The 17,245-nt window shown below is 70.4% G+C and carries 14 protein-coding genes; 2 read left to right on the top strand and 12 right to left on the bottom strand.

Annotation, left to right across the window (positions count from 1 at the left end; all coding sequences use genetic code 11):
* Positions 1 to 46: 46 nt before the first annotated feature.
* From ACWGST_RS15835 to ACWGST_RS15800, 8 genes are all read right to left on the bottom strand, one after another.
* On the bottom strand, positions 47 to 1,453 hold the full coding sequence (locus ACWGST_RS15835; protein ID WP_452047628.1) for an NAD(P)/FAD-dependent oxidoreductase: 1,407 nt from the start codon (positions 1,451 to 1,453) through the stop codon (positions 47 to 49).
* A 49-nt stretch (positions 1,454 to 1,502) separates the two neighbouring features.
* Positions 1,503 to 2,843, bottom strand: a complete 1,341-nt coding sequence (locus tag ACWGST_RS15830) for a S8 family peptidase (RefSeq protein WP_452047627.1) — start codon at positions 2,841 to 2,843, stop codon at positions 1,503 to 1,505.
* Positions 2,840 to 3,418: a DUF501 domain-containing protein gene (locus ACWGST_RS15825; RefSeq protein WP_452047626.1), complete on the bottom strand. Its 579-nt coding sequence runs from the start codon at positions 3,416 to 3,418 to the stop codon at positions 2,840 to 2,842. Before ACWGST_RS15825 ends, ACWGST_RS15830 begins: the two co-directional genes overlap by 4 nt.
* Positions 3,415 to 4,185, bottom strand: a complete 771-nt coding sequence (locus ACWGST_RS15820; protein WP_452047625.1) for an FtsB family cell division protein — start codon at positions 4,183 to 4,185, stop codon at positions 3,415 to 3,417. The genes ACWGST_RS15825 and ACWGST_RS15820 overlap by 4 nt, the downstream gene beginning before the upstream one ends.
* A gap of 87 nt (positions 4,186 to 4,272) precedes the next feature.
* The gene (gene eno / locus ACWGST_RS15815; RefSeq protein WP_452047624.1) at positions 4,273 to 5,553 is read right to left on the bottom strand and encodes a phosphopyruvate hydratase; all 1,281 of its coding nucleotides are present in this window, start codon (positions 5,551 to 5,553) and stop codon (positions 4,273 to 4,275) included.
* Between the two features lie 286 nt (positions 5,554 to 5,839).
* Entirely contained in the window at positions 5,840 to 6,661 is an 822-nt protein-coding gene (locus ACWGST_RS15810) for a hypothetical protein (protein ID WP_452047623.1), read from the bottom strand.
* Positions 6,662 to 6,959: 298 nt separating this feature from the next.
* Entirely contained in the window at positions 6,960 to 8,228 is a 1,269-nt protein-coding gene (gene hisS, locus ACWGST_RS15805; RefSeq protein ID WP_452047622.1) for a histidine--tRNA ligase, read from the bottom strand.
* 65 nt (positions 8,229 to 8,293) lie between these two features.
* On the bottom strand, positions 8,294 to 8,989 hold the full coding sequence (locus ACWGST_RS15800) for a MazG family protein (RefSeq protein WP_452047621.1): 696 nt from the start codon (positions 8,987 to 8,989) through the stop codon (positions 8,294 to 8,296).
* Between the two features lie 192 nt (positions 8,990 to 9,181).
* Between ACWGST_RS15800 and ACWGST_RS15795 the strand changes: the two genes are divergently transcribed.
* On the top strand, positions 9,182 to 10,381 hold the full coding sequence (locus ACWGST_RS15795; protein ID WP_452047620.1) for a Na+/H+ antiporter NhaA: 1,200 nt from the start codon (positions 9,182 to 9,184) through the stop codon (positions 10,379 to 10,381).
* Between the two features lie 24 nt (positions 10,382 to 10,405).
* Here ACWGST_RS15795 and mfd read toward each other — a convergent pair whose 3' ends face one another.
* The gene (gene mfd / locus ACWGST_RS15790) at positions 10,406 to 14,116 is read right to left on the bottom strand and encodes a transcription-repair coupling factor (protein ID WP_452047619.1); all 3,711 of its coding nucleotides are present in this window, start codon (positions 14,114 to 14,116) and stop codon (positions 10,406 to 10,408) included.
* 99 nt (positions 14,117 to 14,215) lie between these two features.
* On the opposite strand from mfd, the gene ACWGST_RS15785 reads away from it, so the two are divergent.
* Positions 14,216 to 14,902, top strand: coding sequence for an RNase H family protein (locus ACWGST_RS15785; protein ID WP_452047618.1), 687 nt, complete (start codon positions 14,216 to 14,218; stop codon positions 14,900 to 14,902).
* Between the two features lie 39 nt (positions 14,903 to 14,941).
* Here the strand turns inward: ACWGST_RS15785 and pth are convergent, their stop codons facing one another.
* From pth to ACWGST_RS15770, 3 genes are all read right to left on the bottom strand, one after another.
* Positions 14,942 to 15,526: an aminoacyl-tRNA hydrolase gene (gene pth, locus ACWGST_RS15780; protein WP_452047629.1), complete on the bottom strand. Its 585-nt coding sequence runs from the start codon at positions 15,524 to 15,526 to the stop codon at positions 14,942 to 14,944.
* A 182-nt stretch (positions 15,527 to 15,708) separates the two neighbouring features.
* Entirely contained in the window at positions 15,709 to 16,338 is a 630-nt protein-coding gene (locus ACWGST_RS15775; protein WP_452047617.1) for a 50S ribosomal protein L25/general stress protein Ctc, read from the bottom strand.
* Positions 16,339 to 16,633: 295 nt separating this feature from the next.
* On the bottom strand, positions 16,634 to 17,173 hold the full coding sequence (locus tag ACWGST_RS15770; protein ID WP_452047616.1) for a gluconokinase: 540 nt from the start codon (positions 17,171 to 17,173) through the stop codon (positions 16,634 to 16,636).
* Positions 17,174 to 17,245: the final 72 nt, after the last annotated feature.

The following is a 17,245-nucleotide window of genomic DNA, read 5'->3' as shown; positions in this document are numbered from 1 at the left end:
GAACTCTAACACTCACCCGCGTCACAGCATAGTCAGGAGATCGTCGCTACTTGGCGGCGACCGCCACTTTCTCAGACGCCGTGTCGGACTTCCCTGCGGGTGCGGCGGCCGGAACCGGCGCCTCGACGGCGGGCGGCTTCGGGCGCGCCGCGAACAGCTCGAACTGGGCGCGCGGCTGCTGCACGGCCTCGAGCGCGACGATGTCGCGGCCGAGCCAGAAGTTGTTCCACCAGCCCCAGAACACGCGGAACTTGCGCTCCCAGCTGGGCATGGCCAGACCGTGGTAGCCGCGGTGCGCGAACCACGCCGGCAGCCCCTTGATCGCGAGCTTGCCCGACTGGAAGACGCCCGAACCGACACCGAGACCGGCGACGGCGCCCAGGTTCTTGTGGAAGTACTGCTTGGGCTCTTCGCCGCGAAGCACCGCGACGATGTTCTTGGCGAGCAGCTTGCCCTGACGCACGGCGTGCTGGGCGTTCGGCACGCAGTAGCCGCCGACGCCGCCGCCCGAGAGGTCGGGCACGGCCGAGATGTCGCCGGCGGCCCAGGCGTCGGGCACGAAGTCCTCGTCGTCGCCGACCCGGAGGTCGGCGCGCGTCTTGATGCGGCCGCGCTCTTCGACGGGCAGGTCGCTCGTGCGCACGATCGCCGGGTTGGCCATGACGCCGGCCGTCCAGACGATGAGGTCGGATTCGAAGCTCTCGCCCGTCGACAGCTCGATGCGCCCGTCGAGCGCGCTCGTGAGCTGCGTGTCGAGGTGGATCTCGGCGCCGCGCTGGGCGAGGTGCTTGATCACCCAGTGGCTCGTCTCGAGCGAGACCTCGGGCATGATGCGGCCCATCGCCTCGATGAGGTGGAAGTGCGTCTCGTCGAAGGTGAGCTGCGGGTAGTACTCGAGCAGCGAGCTCGCGAGCGAGCGGAGTTCGGCGAACACCTCGATGCCGGCGAAACCGCCGCCGACGACGGTGACGGTGAGCAGGCGCTCGCGCTCGGGGCCGGCGGGCAGGCTCGCCGCCCGGTCGAAGTTCGAGACGAGGCGGTCGCGGATCGCGACGGCCTCTTCGATCGTCTTCAGGCCGATCGCGTTGTCGGCGATGCCGGGGATCGGGAAGGTGCGCGAGACCGCGCCGCCGGTGACGACGACGACGTCGTACTCGAACTCCCACGGCTCGCCGAGCTCGGGGGTGATCGTCGCCGTCTTGGACGCGTGATCGATCTTGGTGACCTTCGCCGTGACCACGTTGGTCTTCTTCAGGTGGCGTCGCTGCGAGGTGACCGCATGGCGGGCCTCGATCGACCCTGCGGCGACCTCGGGCAGGAAGGGCTGGTACGTCATGTAGGGCAGCGGGTCGACGACCGTCACCTCGGCCTCGCCGGCGCGAAGCCACTTCTCGAGCTTCCACGCCGTGTAGAACCCCGCATAGCCACCGCCGACGATGAGAATCTTGGGCACGGTGAATGGACTCCTCAGTTTTGGATCGTGCGGGCTGATTTGCGTGCGATCACTGCTCGCGAATGCGGACAGTCCGCTTGGTATGCCGAGTGGCGCCGATGCCCAACAGCGCTGCTAGCGTACCAAACCCTGCGACGAGTGAGAGCGGCACCGTGATGTAGGCGAGCGTCCACTGCGTCGGAAGCAGCGTCTGGCCGCCGTCGGACTTCGGCAACGGCGGGTCGGCGACGGGCACGATCGGCTGCACCTCGCCGCTCTGCTCGGGCGCTTCGACCTCGGCCCGGCGATGCAGCGTGATCCAGTCGGCGAGCGAACCGAGCGGGTTCTCGTCGACCTTCGGCACATCCGCCTTCAGTGCGGCGACCGGGTCGATCAGGCCGTATCCGTACAACGCGCTCGGCACCGCCTGCCCGTTGGGGTCTGCGGTCTCGATGAGTCGGTTGATGACGTTCGCCGCGTCGAGGTCGGGGAACTCCGACCGGATCTGCGCGACGAGGCCGGTGACGATCGGTGCGGCACCGCTCGTGCCGTTCCAGCGCACGTAGCGCCCGTCGGGCAGGAGGCCCACGAGATCTTCGCTCGGCGCGGCCACGGCGATCGTGATGCCCTGCGAACTCGCGTCGAGGCTCGCGTTCTTGTCGGTGTCGACGCCCGCCACGGTCAGCACACCCGGAATGGTCGCCGGCGCGCCCACCTGGCTCGTGCCGCTGCCGCGATTGCCGGCGGCGGCCACGACCACCACATCGTTCTCGAACGCGTACATGAACGCGTCGTCCCAGCTCTCGGGCCAGTCGGGGGTGTTGCGGGTCAGCGACATGTTGATCACGTCGGCGCCGTTGTCGACGGCCCAGCGCACGGCCTCGGCGATCTGGTCGTCGTTCGACTTCACCGCACCCGTCTCCTGACCGAACGCCACCGAGACGGTCAACAGGTCCGCTTCGGGCGCGGTGCCGATGATGCCGTTGCCCTCGCCGGTGCCGCGACCGGCGAGGAGGCCGGCGACCATGGTGCCGTGGTTCGAGTCCTCGCCCACGGGCGTCTGACCGTCGGGAGTGCCGAGGCCCGAGACATCCGTGCCACCGACGACGGCGCCGCGCAGTTCGGCGACGTTGCCGTTGACGCCCGTGTCGATGATCGCGACGGTGACGCCCTTGCCGCGCGAGGTGCTCCACGAGGTCGTGAAGCCGTAGTCGGTGAGCCAGTACTCGTAGTCGCGCACGAGGTCGGCGCGCGCGGCGCCCGCTCCGGCGAGCGCGAGCATCGTGGCCGCGGCGAGGGTCGCCGTGGCCCGCACGACGAACGCCAACGGCCGGCGGGCGGGGCGGGCGCGCTCGTCTCGCCCCGAACGCGCTGGGCGTTCGCGGCGGTTCGGGCGCGTCGTCGTCGTCACCCGGCGAGCCCCCCGGCGGCGTCGTCTGCGGGCGCCGCATCGACGGACGCACGAGGCGCCGCGTCGACCCCGTAGTCGGGGCAGCGGCACACCTCGGGCGACCACGTCGAGCGCTCGAGCGCGAGGTCGCCCATCGGGTTCACGCCCGGTCCGGCGGCGAGCGAGTGCGCCACCAACGCGTGCAGGCACTTGACGCGGGTCGGCATTCCGCCGGCCGAGATGCCCGCGAGCTCGGGAACGACGGCGATCGATTCGCGGTCGGCGAGGTAGTCGAGGTGGGCGCGACCATAGGCCTCGGCGACGGATGCATCGGCCGCCAGCAACTCGGTGCACTCGACCATCAGCTGCGCAGCCTCGAGGAACGACATCGCCGCCGTCGCCGCCGGGTGCGAGAGGTAGTAGAACGTGGGGAACGGCGTGCCGTCGGCGAGCCGCGGCGCCGTGGCCACGACCGTCGGCGCCCCGCACACGCAGCGGGCGGCGATGCCGACCACGCCGCGGGCCGGGCGGCCGAGCTGTGCCGAGACGATGCGCACGTCGCGCTCGCTCACCGGTTCGAAGGGCGGGCGGGTCATCGGGTCTCCTCGGCGACGGGGTCTGCGGTCTGGTCTGCGGGCGGGTCGGCGGGCGGGGTCGCTGCGTCGGACGGTGTCGCAGGGTCCGCCGGCGGCGTCGCTGCGGGCGGCGCGGCCTCGGGCGCGAGCCCGGCGGTCAGCACCGAGTCGAGCAGCGTTCGCATCCAGTCGCCCTTCGATTCGGTCACCTCGGCCGAGACCTCGGCCCTGGCATCGGCCTTCGCCGCCGCCGTTCGATCGTCGATGACGAGGTAGCTCACCTCGCCCGGCATCACGTAGTACAGGCGTTCGCGCGCCTGCGTCACGATGAAGGTGTCGTCGTTCCAGCGCTCGCGTTCGTCGCGCAACCGCTGCACCTCCTCCTCCTGTGCGGAGACGGCGGCGCGAAGCTCGGCGACCTGCTGCCGCTGCTGTGCGTACGCCGCGATCGTCGGCGCCAGCACCACGACGGCGAGCACGAGCACTCCCATCATGATGAGGGAGAAACCTGAGAATCGGATGCCGCTGAGCCAGCCCGCGCCCGACGATGAGCGCTGCCCGGTCTCGGGGCGAGCGGGGGTCTTCGAGGCGGCCGCCTTCGCGGCGGCGGGCGTCTTCGCTGCGGATCGCGGCGCCTTCGCCGCGCCCGGTGACGTCGCGGCGGGCGACTTCGAACCCGAGGCCTTCGCGACCGGTGTCTTCGAAGCCGGTGTCTTCGAAGCCGGTGTCGTCGCACCCGGCGTCTTCGCGGCGGGCCGCGGCGCAGCGGGTCGTTTCGCGTTCCGCATCGCCCCTCCTCGTCGCCCTTCGCCGTCGAACCCGGATATGCGACGACGGGGGCGGCCACTCGGCCGCCCCCGTCACCTGTGAGCTGTCTAGGCCGTGTAGCGGGGGAACGCCGTGCGGCCGGCGTACACCGCGGCCTCACCGAGTTCCTCTTCGATCCTCAGAAGCTGATTGTACTTGGCCACTCGCTCGCTGCGGGCGGGCGCGCCCGTCTTGATCTGACCGCAGTCGGTCGCGACCGCGAGGTCGGCGATCGTCGTGTCCTCGGTCTCGCCCGAGCGGTGCGACATGACGGCGGTGTAGCCCGAGCGCTGCGCGAGCGTCACGGCGTCGAGCGTCTCGGTCAGGGTGCCGATCTGGTTGACCTTGACGAGGATCGAGTTGCCGGTGTGCTGGTCGATGCCCTGCGCGAGACGCTTCGGGTTGGTGACGAAGAGGTCGTCGCCGACGAGCTGCAGCTTCGATCCGAGCTCGGCGGTGAGCGCCGCCCAGCCGTCCCAGTCGGACTCGTCGAGCGGGTCCTCGATCGACACGAGCGGGTACGCGGCGGCGAGTTCGGCGTAGTACGCGCTCATCTCGGCCGAGGTGCGGTCCTTGCCCTCGAACGTGTAGACGCCGTTCTCGTGGAACTCGCTCGCCGCGACATCCAGGCCGAGGGCGATGTCGGTGCCGAGCGTGAAGCCGGCCTTCTGCACGGCCTCGGAGATGAAGTCGAGCGCGTCGCGGTTCGACGCGAAGTCGGGGGCGAAGCCGCCCTCGTCGCCGAGGCCCGTCGAGAGACCCTTCGCCTTCAGCAGGCTCTTGAGGGCGTGGTAGGTCTCGACACCCCAGCGCAGGCCCTCGGAGTAGCTCGGCGCGCCGATCGGCAGCACCATGAACTCCTGGATGTCGACACCGGTGTCGGCGTGCGCGCCGCCGTTGATGATGTTCATCATCGGCACGGGCAGCACGTGCGCGTTCGGGCCGCCGAGGTAGCGGAAGAGCGGCAGGTCGGCCGAGTCGGCCGCGGCCTTCGCGACGGCGAGGCTCACGCCGAGGATGGCGTTGGCGCCGAGGCGGCTCTTGTTCTCGGTGCCGTCGGCCTCGATGAGTGCGGCGTCGACGAGGCGCTGGTCGGCGGCGTCGAGGTCTTCGATGGCGGGGCCGAGATCGTCGAGCACGGCGTCGACGGCCTTCTGCACACCCTTGCCGAGGTAGCGGTCGTTGTCGCCGTCGCGCAGCTCGTACGCCTCGAAGGCGCCGGTCGATGCGCCCGAGGGCACCGCGGCGCGGGCGAGCGAGCCGTCGTCGAGCAGCACCTCGACCTCGACGGTCGGGTTGCCGCGCGAGTCGAGAATCTCGCGTGCGCCTACAGCTTCGATGATTGCCACAGTGAACTCCTCTGTGATGGGTGGGTGTGCAGCGGACGACTCCGTCGTGATCCGCCTGTCAGTCTAGTAATGCTCACGACTGGCCTCGTAATGCTCACGACTGGCGTTCACCCCGGCGCAGACGACCCGCTCGCTCGGCCGCGAGGTTCGCGAGGTTCGCGAGGTTCGCGAGGTTGCGAGGTTGCGAGGTTCGCGAGGTTCGCGAGGTTCGCGAGAAGGCGCACATGGCGACTTCAGGCGGCGAATGATCGCCATCCGCGACGTTTCGGCGCGATCTCTCGCCGGTTCAGCCGTGCCGCCGAGCCTCGGCGAGCGCGATGAGTGCTCGAACCCGTCCGATGAAGGCCGCCTGATCGACGAACAGGTCGTCGGAGGTCACCCGGACGACGGTCCAGCCCGCGGCCTCGAAATCCCGCTTCCGGCGGATGTCCCGCTGCCACGTTGCCCGGCTCGTGCGGTGACCGTCGCCCTCGTACTCGAGCACGATCCGCCAGTGTTCCCATTTCAGATCGGGATGCAGCACCGAACCGTCACCCATCGGCGTCGGGTCGTTCGGCACCGGCTCGGGCAGACCATGCTCGACGAGCACGAGTCGCGTGAGCGACTCGGGTCGCGACTCCGCCCCGACTCTCACGCGAGGCAGCGCCCACGCGAGCTGACGCGCACCGCGACGCGAGGCCCAGCGCCCGACGGCCCGCTCGAGCTCTGCCAGATCGGTGAGCGACTCGCCCCGCACCCCCCTCGTTCGAGCTCCGGTCACGAGTGCATCACCGACCGCCACGAGGTCTTTGCGATCGAGCGTGGCTGCGAGCTGACACCAGACGAGTGCCGGCTCGACCACCGGAAGCCCGAGTCGCAGCACCACGGGCACCGGCTCATGACTGGTGTGACCCGCGATGCCGCGGCCACGCGGCCGGGCGAGGCCCGGCGGCGCGATCACGTGGAGCAACGGCCCCGCCTCTGGCAGCGGAGCACCCAGGAGCATCGCGGCGGTCTGATGGCTGAATGCCTCGCCGGCGCGCAGCAAGGGTTCGTAGGCTCGGCAACGGTCGAGCACCGAGCCGAGATCGAGGCCGATCGAGCGCACGGCCGTGAACGGACGCTGCACGTCGTCCGCCCGAAGCCTGCTCCGAGTCGATTCGTGCAATTCCACATCGCGAACGTGGAACGCGAGTCCGGTCAGGTAGCCGGGCAGAGGAGAACGATTCCGCACACCTCCGACTCTGGCCCCTCGCCCCGAATCGAGCCGCGAACTTTCCACAGGCCCGTCACGCGCACGTCGAAACGTCGCAGATGGCGACTTCGTCGGGTGTCAGGTCGCCATTTGCGACTTCTCGGTGAGCAGCTTCGGGTTCGCGTCAAGAGACGTCAGGAGAACGGGGCGCGTCGGCCGGTGGGCGCGCCGACTACGCGCCGAGGTCGCGGTACTCGAGCGACGCGGCATCCGTCGTCTCGGCACCGACCGACGCGAACGCATCGAAGCCGTCGGCGGTCACCCGGTCGAGCAGGGCGCGCAGGTTCTTGACCCGGCGCTCCAGACGAACACGGGTTCCGGATGCCACGAGCTCACGTTTCACGGCGAGCAGGCGTGCGGGCGCGACATCCGCGTCGTAGACGAGCACGACGGCCCGCGGGCGCTCCTCGTCGCGCACGGCGAGCAGGTCGACGATGCGCTCGAAGCCGATCGAGAAGCCGCACGCGGGCACCTCCTGACCGAGGAAGCGCCCGATCATGCCGTCGTAGCGCCCGCCGCCGCCGAGGGAGTAGCCGTGGTCGGGGTGGGCGATCTCGAAGATCGTTCCGGTGTAATAGCCCATGCCGCGCACGAGCGTCGGGTCGAACTCGATGGCCGCGCCGGGCAGCGCCTCGCGGAGCGCGAGCAGTTCGCCATACGCCTCGAGGTCGAGCCATGCGGGCGGCGCCATCACGCCATCGGCCAGGTGCCAGTCGGCGGCGGTGAGCGCCTCGAGCTCGGCCGCGACATCCGCATCGCCCGTGACGATGCCGAGCTCGGCGAGTTCGGCCGCCACTGCCCCGCTGCCGATCTTGTCGAGCTTGTCGATCGTGATGAGCGCGCGCTCGCGAAGCTCGTCGGGCACGCCCCACGAGCCGAGGATGCCGGCGAGAATGCGCCGGTCGTTCAGCCGGATCGTGCAACCCGAGAGGCCGAGCGCGCCGAGCGTCGCGACCGTCGCGGTCAGCAGCTCGAGCTCGGCGAGCGGCCCCGCCTCGCCGATGATGTCGATGTCGCACTGCACGAACTGTCGGTAGCGGCCCTTCTGCGGGCGCTCGGCGCGCCAGACGGGTGCTATCTGAATGGCCCGGAACACGGGCGGCAGGGCGGCCCGGTGCGTCGCGTAGAACCGGGCGAGCGGCACCGTCAGGTCGTAGCGCAGGCCGAGGTCGGCGAGCGAGAGGGCGTCGCCGGATGCCGCGGCGCGCGCGAGATCGTCGGCACCGAGCCCGCGCTTCATGACCGCGAAGGCGAGCTTCTCGTTGTCGCCGCCGAGGCCCGCGTGAAGCCGCGAGGAGTCCTCCATGACGGGCGTCTCGATCTCGTCGAAGCCGTGCGCCGCGTACACCCCGCGGATCACGCCGAGCGCGTGCTCGCGCCGCGCCTTCTCGGCCGGGAGGAAGTCGCGCATGCCGCGCGGAGGAGTGACGGTTGCAGCCATGCCGACCATTCTTCCAGCACGCGGGCGTCGATCTCCTCCCGCACGCGGGCGTCGATCGCGGCGCGTCAGCCCGCGCGCAGCTCCTCGGCCGTGCGCACCTCGTCTTCGAGACCGCGCACCGCCGTGCGAAGCGCCCGCTCGGCGTCGAGCCCCTGCGATCGGGCCGATGCCACGAGCCCGAGCAGCACCCGGCCGAGCTCGTCCTCCGTGGCCGGTGCGGGCGACGCGAGCGTTGCGGGCGGCGCGGCCGTTGCGGGCGACGCCTGCCCCGCGGCATCCGTCACACCGACCTTCTCGGCCTTGCCGAGCACCTTCTGCGCGAGTGCCAGCGCGGGCATGCCGCGCGGAATGCCGTCGAGCACACTCGTGCGATGCGGCTTCTCGTCGGCCTTCAGGTCGTCCCAGAAGGCGACGACGTCGGCGGCGGTCTCGGCCTCGCGATCGCCGAAGACATGCGGATGCCGCGACACCATCTTCGCCGTCATGTGACGGGCGACATCGTCGATGTCGAAGCGCTCGCCGTCGGTGTGGGCCGCGAGGTCGGCGTGGAAGAGGACCTGGTAGAGCACGTCGCCGAGCTCTTCGATCATCTCGTCGCGGTTGCCCGACTCGATCGCGTCGATGAGCTCCCAGCTCTCTTCGACGAGGTACTGCACGAGGCTCTCGTGGGTCTGATCCGCATCCCACGGGCAGCCACCCGGCGCCCGGAGCAGGGCCACGGTGTCGATGAGTTCGTCGAGTCCGGGGTGCGCTGCGCTCATACCGGCAGCCTAGGTGCAGCCGACGTCGACGGCGCCGGCGAGCGCGCGGCGCCCGGTCGTGCGAGCCGCCCGTACACTGGCAGAGGAGCGCCGGGAAGTCTGGTCGGCCGACGGGAGACCGTCGTCACCCGCCGTCTTGTCGCACGCACGCTCCGCGCAGCTCGTGCACGCGACCTCCGAACAGGAGTCCACATGAACTTCCTCCGCTCCGAGCGCTGGGCCGCAGCCCTCCTCCTCATCGCGGCAGCGCTCGGCCTGCTCGTCGCGAACCTCTCGTTCGGGCCGGCGCTCATCGAGCTCAAGAGCGCCCACCTCGACCTGCCGTGGCTCGGCCTCGACCTGTCGGCCGGACACTGGGTCAGCGACGGCCTGCTCGCGATCTTCTTCTTCATCGTCGCGGTCGAGCTGAAGCGCGAACTCGTCATCGGCGAGCTCAACAGCCTCTCGAAGGCGCTGCTGCCCGCGATCGCGGCGGCCGGCGGGGTCATCGTGCCGGCCCTCATCTTCTTGGCGTTCACGGCCGGCACCGAGACGGCGGACGGTTGGCCCATCCCCACCGCGACCGACATCGCCTTCGCCCTCGGGGTGCTCGCCATGTTCGGCACCTGGATCCCGACGCGCGTGCGCGTATTCCTGCTCGCCCTCGCCGTGCTCGACGACCTCATCGCGATCCTGATCATCGCGTTCTTCTTCACGGCCGACGCGAACCTCGCGTCGATCGGCTTCGCGGCCATCGCGATCGCACTGTTCGGTGCGGTGAGCCGCATGATGAAGCCGCGATCGGCGTGGATCCTCGCGCGGAAGCCCCAGTGGCCGATCGTCGCCGTGCTCGTGGTGCTCGCCGCGCTCGCCTGGTACTTCGTCTACCAGTCGGGCGTGCACGCGACGATCGCGGGCGTCGCCCTCGGCCTCGTCATGGCGCGTCGCCCGGGCGGGCGGGCGGTGCACGCGCTCGAGCCGTGGTCGAACGGCGTCATCCTGCCGCTGTTCGCCTTCTCGGCGGCGATGGTCGCGATTCCGCAGGTGCGGCCGAGCGAGCTCGACCCCGCGTTCTGGGGCATCCTCATCGGCCTGCCGGTGGGCAAGATCATCGGCATCATGCTCGCGGGCGGCATCGGCGCGCTCGTCGCCCGCCGCCGCTCCGGGACTCCGCTCACCCTCGGCGACCTGCTCGTCGTCGGCGCGCTCGGCGGCGTCGGCTTCACGGTGTCGCTGCTCATGAACGAGCTCGCCTTCGTCGGGCTGCCCGAGGTCGCCGACGAGGGCACCCTCGCGGTGCTGCTCGGTTCGGGTGTCGCGATCGTCGTGTCGGCGGTCGTGGTGACGCTTCGATCGCGGTACTACAAGCGGCGCGGCGGGCACGCGGGGGTCGGCGGCGCGTTCTCGCACTGAAGCGCGAGCGAGCGAGGCTGTCGCCTAACTCGGGGTCGCAGTGCCGGGCGCGCTCGCCGCCGGCGCGCTCGTCGCCGGCCCGAAGATCGCCGTGATGAGCCTCGACACCCACTCGATGAGGTCGCCGTCGCCGGGCAGCTCGCCGTTCGTCACGGGGAACGGCACGAGGATCACGTCGTTCTGCGCGAAGTGCTTGGCGCCCGGGTACATGCGCTCGAGGCGAACGCGGCGCGAGTCGGGGATGTTCGCGGGCGCGATGCGCAGTTTCGAACCGGTCGCGATGACATCGGAGAGCCCGGCCCGCTGCGCCTCGCGGCGGAGCCTCGAGATCGCCACGAGGTGCTTGACCTGCTCGGGCGGCTCGCCGTAGCGGTCGACCAGTTCGGCGACGACCTGGTCGATCTGCTCGTCTTTCGCGGCCGGTCCGCTCGCGGCCGAGAGCTTCTGATAGGCCTCGAGCCGCAGCCGTTCGGAGTCGACGTAGTCTTCGGGGATGTGCGCGTCGACGGGCAGCTCGAGTCGCAGCTCGGTCTGGCCGGTCGCGACGTCGCCGCGGAACGCCGAGACGGCCTCGCCGATCATGCGCAGGTACAGGTCGAAGCCGACACCCGCGATGTGCCCCGCCTGCTCGGCGCCGAGGAGGTTGCCCGCACCGCGGATCTCGAGGTCTTTCAGCGCGACCTGCATGCCGCTGCCGAGCTCGTTGTTGGCGGCGATCGTCGAGAGCCGGTCGTGCGCGGTCTCCGACAGCGGCTTCGCGGGGTCGTAGAGGAAGTACCCGTAGGCGCGCTCGCGACCGCGACCGACGCGGCCGCGCAGCTGGTGCAACTGCGAGAGGCCGTACTTGTCGGCACGGTCGATGATGATCGTGTTCGCGTTGGTGATGTCGAGACCGGTCTCGATGATCGTCGTCGAGACGAGCACGTCGAACTTGCGCTCCCAGAAGTCGTTCACGATCTGTTCGAGCACGTGCTCGTTGAGCTGGCCGTGGGCCACGGCGATTCGCGCCTCGGGCACGAGCTCGGCGAGCTGGGCGGCGACGCGGTTGATCGACGACACGCGGTTGTGCACGAAGAAGATCTGGCCCTCGCGCAGCATCTCGCGGCGGATCGCGGCGGCGACCTGCTGCTCGGAGTACGGGCCGACGAAGGTGAGGATCGGGTGCCGGTCTTCGGGCGGCGTCGCGAGCGTCGACATCTCGCGGATGCCGGTGACGGCCATCTCGAGCGACCGCGGAATCGGCGTCGCGCTCATCGCGAGGATGTCGACGTTGGTCTTGAGCTTCTTCAGCGCGTCCTTGTGCTCGACGCCGAACCGCTGCTCCTCATCGATGATGACGAGGCCGACGTCTTTGAACGTGACCTTCTCGGTCAGGATGCGGTGCGTGCCGATGACCATGTCGACGGTGCCGTCGGCGAGCCCGCTGACCGTGTCGCGGGCCTCTTTGTCGGTCTGGAACCGGCTGAGCGCGCGCACGTGCACCGGGAATCCCGCGAACCGCTCGCTGAACGTCTCGAGGTGCTGCTTGACGAGCAGTGTGGTCGGCACGAGCATGGCGACCTGCTTGCCGTCTTGGATCGCCTTGAACGCGGCGCGCACCGCGACCTCGGTCTTGCCGAACCCGACGTCGCCGGCGAGCAGGCGGTCCATCGGGATCGACCGCTCCATGTCGGCCTTGATCTCGTCGATCGTCTGCAGCTGGTCGGGCGTCTCGGTGAAGGGGAACGCCTCTTCGAGCTCGTGCTGCCACGGGGTGTCTGGCCCGAACGCGTGCCCCTTCGACGCCATGCGCGCCGAGTAGAGCTTGACGAGTTCGACGGCGATGTCGCGCACGGCCTTGCGGGCCCGGCCCTTGGCCTGCGCCCAGTCGCTGCCGCCCATCTTCGAGAGCGAGGGCGCCTCGCCGCCGACGTAGCGCGAGAGCAGGTCGAGCTGGTCGGTCGGCACGAAGAGCCGGTCGCCGGCGTGGCCCCGCTTCGACGGAGCGTATTCGATCACGAGGTACTCGCGCACCGCGGTCGGCTGCTGCTGGATGCCCGCCGTGCGGCTCGGCCCGGTCGGCCGTGCACCGGTGGCGACCTCGCGCTGCACCATCTCGATGAACTTGCCGATGCCGTGCGTCTGGTGCACGACGAAGTCGCCGGCCTTCAGCTGCAGCGGGTCGACGACGTTGCGCCGCCGGGCTGCGAGCTTCTTGCCCTGACGGGCGTCGTAGCCGGCCGCCCGCCCGTAGAACTCGGCCTCGGCGATGAGCCCGAGCTTGACCTCCGGCACCTCGTAGCCGTGCGCGGCGTCGGCCTGCACGAGGTACGCGACGCCCGCCTCGAGCTCGGCCGGCACCGCGTCGACGAGCCGCGCCGCGAGGCCGGCTTCGGCGAGCACGTCGCGTGCGCGTTCGACGAGACCGAGACCGGCGGATGCCACGACCAACGCCCACCCGTCGCGCAGGCGCTCGGCGGCGTGGTCGACGGCACCGGCGACGTTGCCCTGGAAGCTCGGCATCGCGTTGGCCGCGAGCCGCACGGTCGTGGAGGCACTCGTCAGCTGCGACTCGGCCGTCGCGCCGGCATCGGCACCGGCCGCCGCGACGACCTCGGCGGCGTCGCCGATGTCGAAGCCCGAGAAGTTCCACCACACGCGCTGGGGGTCGGGTTCGCCGGGGGCGCTGAACAACGCGGCATCCCGAAGCTCGCGAACCGTGAGGAAGTCGCCCGCCGCGAGGTCGATGGGCGCCGCGGCCCCGACCGTCGCCGCGTTCCACGCCGCGGCGAGGAACTCGCGGTTCGTCTCGCCGAGGCTCACCGCGCGGCCGGCGACGCGCTCGGGTTCGAGCACCGCCACGGCGGCGCCCCGCGGCAGGTAGTGCGTGAGCGGCACGAGCCGCTCGAGCAGGGCGGGGGCCAGCGACTCCATGCCCTCGACGGGGATGCCCTCGGACACCTTCTCGAGCAGGCCCGAGAGGCTCGGGAACTCGTGCACCATCTCGCGCGCACGCTGTCGCACGGGCTCGGTGAGCAGCAGCTCGCGGCTCGGCGGCAGCGAAACGCGTTCGACGACCTCGGGCAGCGAGCGCTGATCGGCGACCGAGAACGCGCGCAGCTCTTCGACCTCGTCGCCGAAGAACTCGACACGCACGGGGTGGTCGGCCGTCGGCGGGAACACGTCGAGGATGCCGCCGCGCACCGCGAACTCACCGCGCCGCGCGACCATGTCGACGCGCGCATATGCGAGGTCGACGAGTTGCACGGCGAGCTCGGCGAGGTTGTACCCGCGCCCGCCGGTCACGAGCTCGACGGGGTCGATCGACGCGAGATTGTCGGCGAGCGGCTGCAGCGCGGCGCGCACCGAGGCGACGACCACGAGCGGATGCCGCGAGCCGGCCTCCGCCCAGTCGTGCATGCGCCGCAGGGCATGCAGCCGACGGCCGACGGTCTCGGCACTCGGGCTCAGCCGCTCGTGCGGCAGCGTCTCCCAGGCCGGGAACTCGATGAGCTCGGCATCGGGCAGGTACGGGGCGAGCGAGGCGCGCAGCGACTCGCCCTCACGGCTCGTGGCGGTGACGGCGAGCAGCGCGGGCGGCAGGCCGGCCTCGGCTCGGCGCTGTACGAGGCCGGCGAGCAGTGGCGCGTCGAGCCCGGCAGGTGCCGAGAAGTCGGCGTTCCTCTGGGCTTCGGCGAGCGCGGCGTCGACGGTTTGGGCGCGCGAAAGCGCCGCGAGAAAGCCCTGGAGGTTCACCCGTCGAGTCTACGCGGCGCCCCCGACACGCTGGCCGACCGAAAGCGAGACGCCCGATACGATGGGCGCCGCACACGAAACGCCAGGAGGCACCTCGCAATGATCATCGCCGCCGCCGACGGATCCGCCCTCGGAAACCCCGGCCCCGCCGGCTGGGCCTGGTACGTCGACGACTCCTGCTGGGCGGCCGGCGGCTGGAAGCACGCGACCAACAACCAGGGCGAGCTGAAGGCGGTGCTCGAGCTCTTCCGCGCGACGGCGCATCTCGACGACGAGCTGCTCGTGCAGTGCGACAGCCAGTACGTCATCAACTCGGTGACGAAGTGGATGCCGGGGTGGAAGCGCAAGGGCTGGCGCAAGGCCGACGGCAAGGCCGTCATGAACGTCGAGCTCCTGCAAGAGATCGACGAGGCGATCGCGGGCCGCCGCTACCGCTTCGAGTGGGTCAAGGGCCACATCGGGCACCCCCTCAACGAGGCGGCCGACACCCGTGCCCGCGCGGTCGCAGAGGCCTACCAGCGCGGTCGGGCGATTCCATCAGGGCCGGGATGGAGCGGCGCCTGCGAAGACGGTACCGCGGATGTCGCGGCTCCCGCCGTCGCCGTCGATGACGTCGATGACGTGGTCGACGACGACATCGACGACACCCTCTTCAACCTCGACGAGGAGCCCGAGGCCTGGCACAGCGTCAGGCTCGAACTCTCGACCGAAGAGCTCGATCGCCTTCGCGTTCGCGCGCAGGCCGAAGGGCTCTCGCCCGAGGAGTTCCTCCGCGGGCTCATCTGAGCCGAAGGGCCGGGCGGAGCCCGCTCGGGTCTTGCCCCCTCAGTCCGGTGCGTGGAACCGCTGCTGCGCCGCCACGAGACCGTCGCTCGCGACCGCCTCGACGGCGTCGGCGGCATCCGACAGCAGGTTCGGCAGGGTCTGACGCTCGGCCCCGGAGAAGTCCTTGAGCACGAAATCGGCCGGGTCCTGACGTCCGGGCGGGCGGCCGATGCCGACACGGACACGCAGGAACGGCGCAGCATCCGTCGCCTTCTGAATGTCTCGCAGGCCGTTGTGGCCGCCGTGCCCGCCGCCCTGCTTGAGCCGCACCGTGTCGAAGGGCAGGTCGAGTTCGTCGTGCACGACGATGAGCCGCTCGGGCGGGAGCGAATAGAACTTGAGCAGCGCCGAGACCGGCCCGCCCGAGATGTTCATGTAGCTGTTGGGCTTGGCGATCACGAGCTTCGGCCCGCCGGGGCGGAGGAACCCCTCGGCAACGCGCGACGGTGTCTTGTGGCTCTTGAACGTCGCGCCGATGCGCGCGGCGAGCTCATCGGCGACCATCTGGCCGACGTTGTGCCGGTTGCCGGCGTACTGGGCGCCGGGGTTGCCGAGGCCGACCACGAGCCAGGTGTTCTGGGGCATGGCGTCGTCGTCCTTCCGGCGAGGGCGCAGGCGGTCGAGGATTCCCATCGAGCCTCCGAGCATGAGTGAAACGGGCGAGCGCGAACTGCGCGGGTGGAACGGCCGAAGCCCCGCACCCCGCAATCCGAGCGTACCCGGGTGCGGGAGGCGGGGCCTCGAGCTTGGTGCGAAGGACGCGAGTGCTACTCGGCGGCCGCTTCGGCGGCTTCGGCGGCAGCCTCGGTCGCCTCGCCCTCGGCGGCGGCCTCAGCGGCCTCTTCACCGAGGTCGACCTTCTGCGGCGTGTGCACGTTGATGATGAGCAGCTCGGGGTCGTCGGCGAGCGTCGCACCCTTGGGCAGCTCGATGGCGCCGGCGTGGATCTGCGTGCCCTCTTCGAGGCCCTCGACGCTGACGACGACGTTCTCGGGGATGTGCGTCGCCTCGACGTGGAGTCGCAGCGTGTGCGCGTCGAGGTCGGCGATCGTGCCGGGGGCGCTCTCGCCCTCGAGGTGCACGGGCACCTCGACCTCGACCTTTTCGCCGCGCTTGATGACGATGAGGTCGAGGTGCTCGATGATCTGGCGCACCGGGTCCTTCTGCACGTCCTTCACGAGGGCGAGCTGGCTCTTGCCGTCGATCTGCAGGTCGAGCACGGCGTTCGCCTTGCGCAGCAGCAGGCCGACCTGGTGGGCGGGCAGCGCGATGTGACGGGGGGCGGTGCCGTGGCCGTACACGACGGCGGGGATCTTGCCGGTGACGCGCAGCTTGCGGGCAGCGCCCTTGCCGAACGATTCGCGGTTGTCTGCGACGACCTTGTTGTCTTCGTCCATGATGGTTCTCCTTGCGGGCTCACTCGGCCCAGATCGTGTGTCTGTTGTTTCGACTCGAACGCGCAGCATCTGACATGCGCTGGTGCGTGAGGAAAAGCCGTGAAGCCTGATTCCACCGCGTCGATCACGGATGCCGCCGTCGATCCGAAGATCGGCCGCGAGGCATCCCTCGCCGAAGTACAGTCGCCAAGTCTAGCGGATGCCGCGCTGTGCCGTGACCGCGTCTGCGTCGGGCCGACCTCGCGCACCAACGAGCGGCAACCGGTTGACGGCTCTCTCGCCCGCAACCGAACCTTCACGCTCCGGTGCTACCGGACGATGGCGAGCCCTCAGTGAGGCGTGACACGGTATCGGCGAGGAGCTGGGCCACGGGGCGGTCGATGTCGACCTCGATGCCGGGCTCGTCGATCTCGAGTGACTCGAGCGCGGCGAGCTGCGAGTCGAGCAGGCTTGCCGGCATGAAGTGCCCCGAGCGCCCCTCGGTACGGGCGATGAGCACGTCGCGGGTTCCGTGGAGATGGACGAATCGCACCTCGGGTGCACGCTCGAGGATGATGTCGCGATAGCGGCGCTTCAAGGCGGAGCACGCCATGACGATGCCGGTTCCCGCGTCGGTGGCCTCGGCCACGGCCGCCCCGACCGCTTCGAGCCACGGTCGACGATCGTCGTCGTCGAGCGGGACGCCCGAGGCCATCTTCTCGACGTTCGCCAGGGGGTGCAGGTCGTCGGCATCGACGAACGGAACGTCGAGATCGCGGGCCAGCAGAGCGCCGATCGTCGACTTCCCGGCGCCGGAGACGCCCATCACGACGATGACGGGTGGCTCGAGTCTCATGTGGTCGGTATTCACCGGTCGTGACCGCCTTTCCGTTGTGGATCTTCGAAATGACGGATGCCGCGCCCGGGC

Source organism: Agromyces sp. NPDC055520 (assembly GCF_053619715.1).
This window is presented reverse-complemented; position numbering and strand designations above follow the sequence as displayed.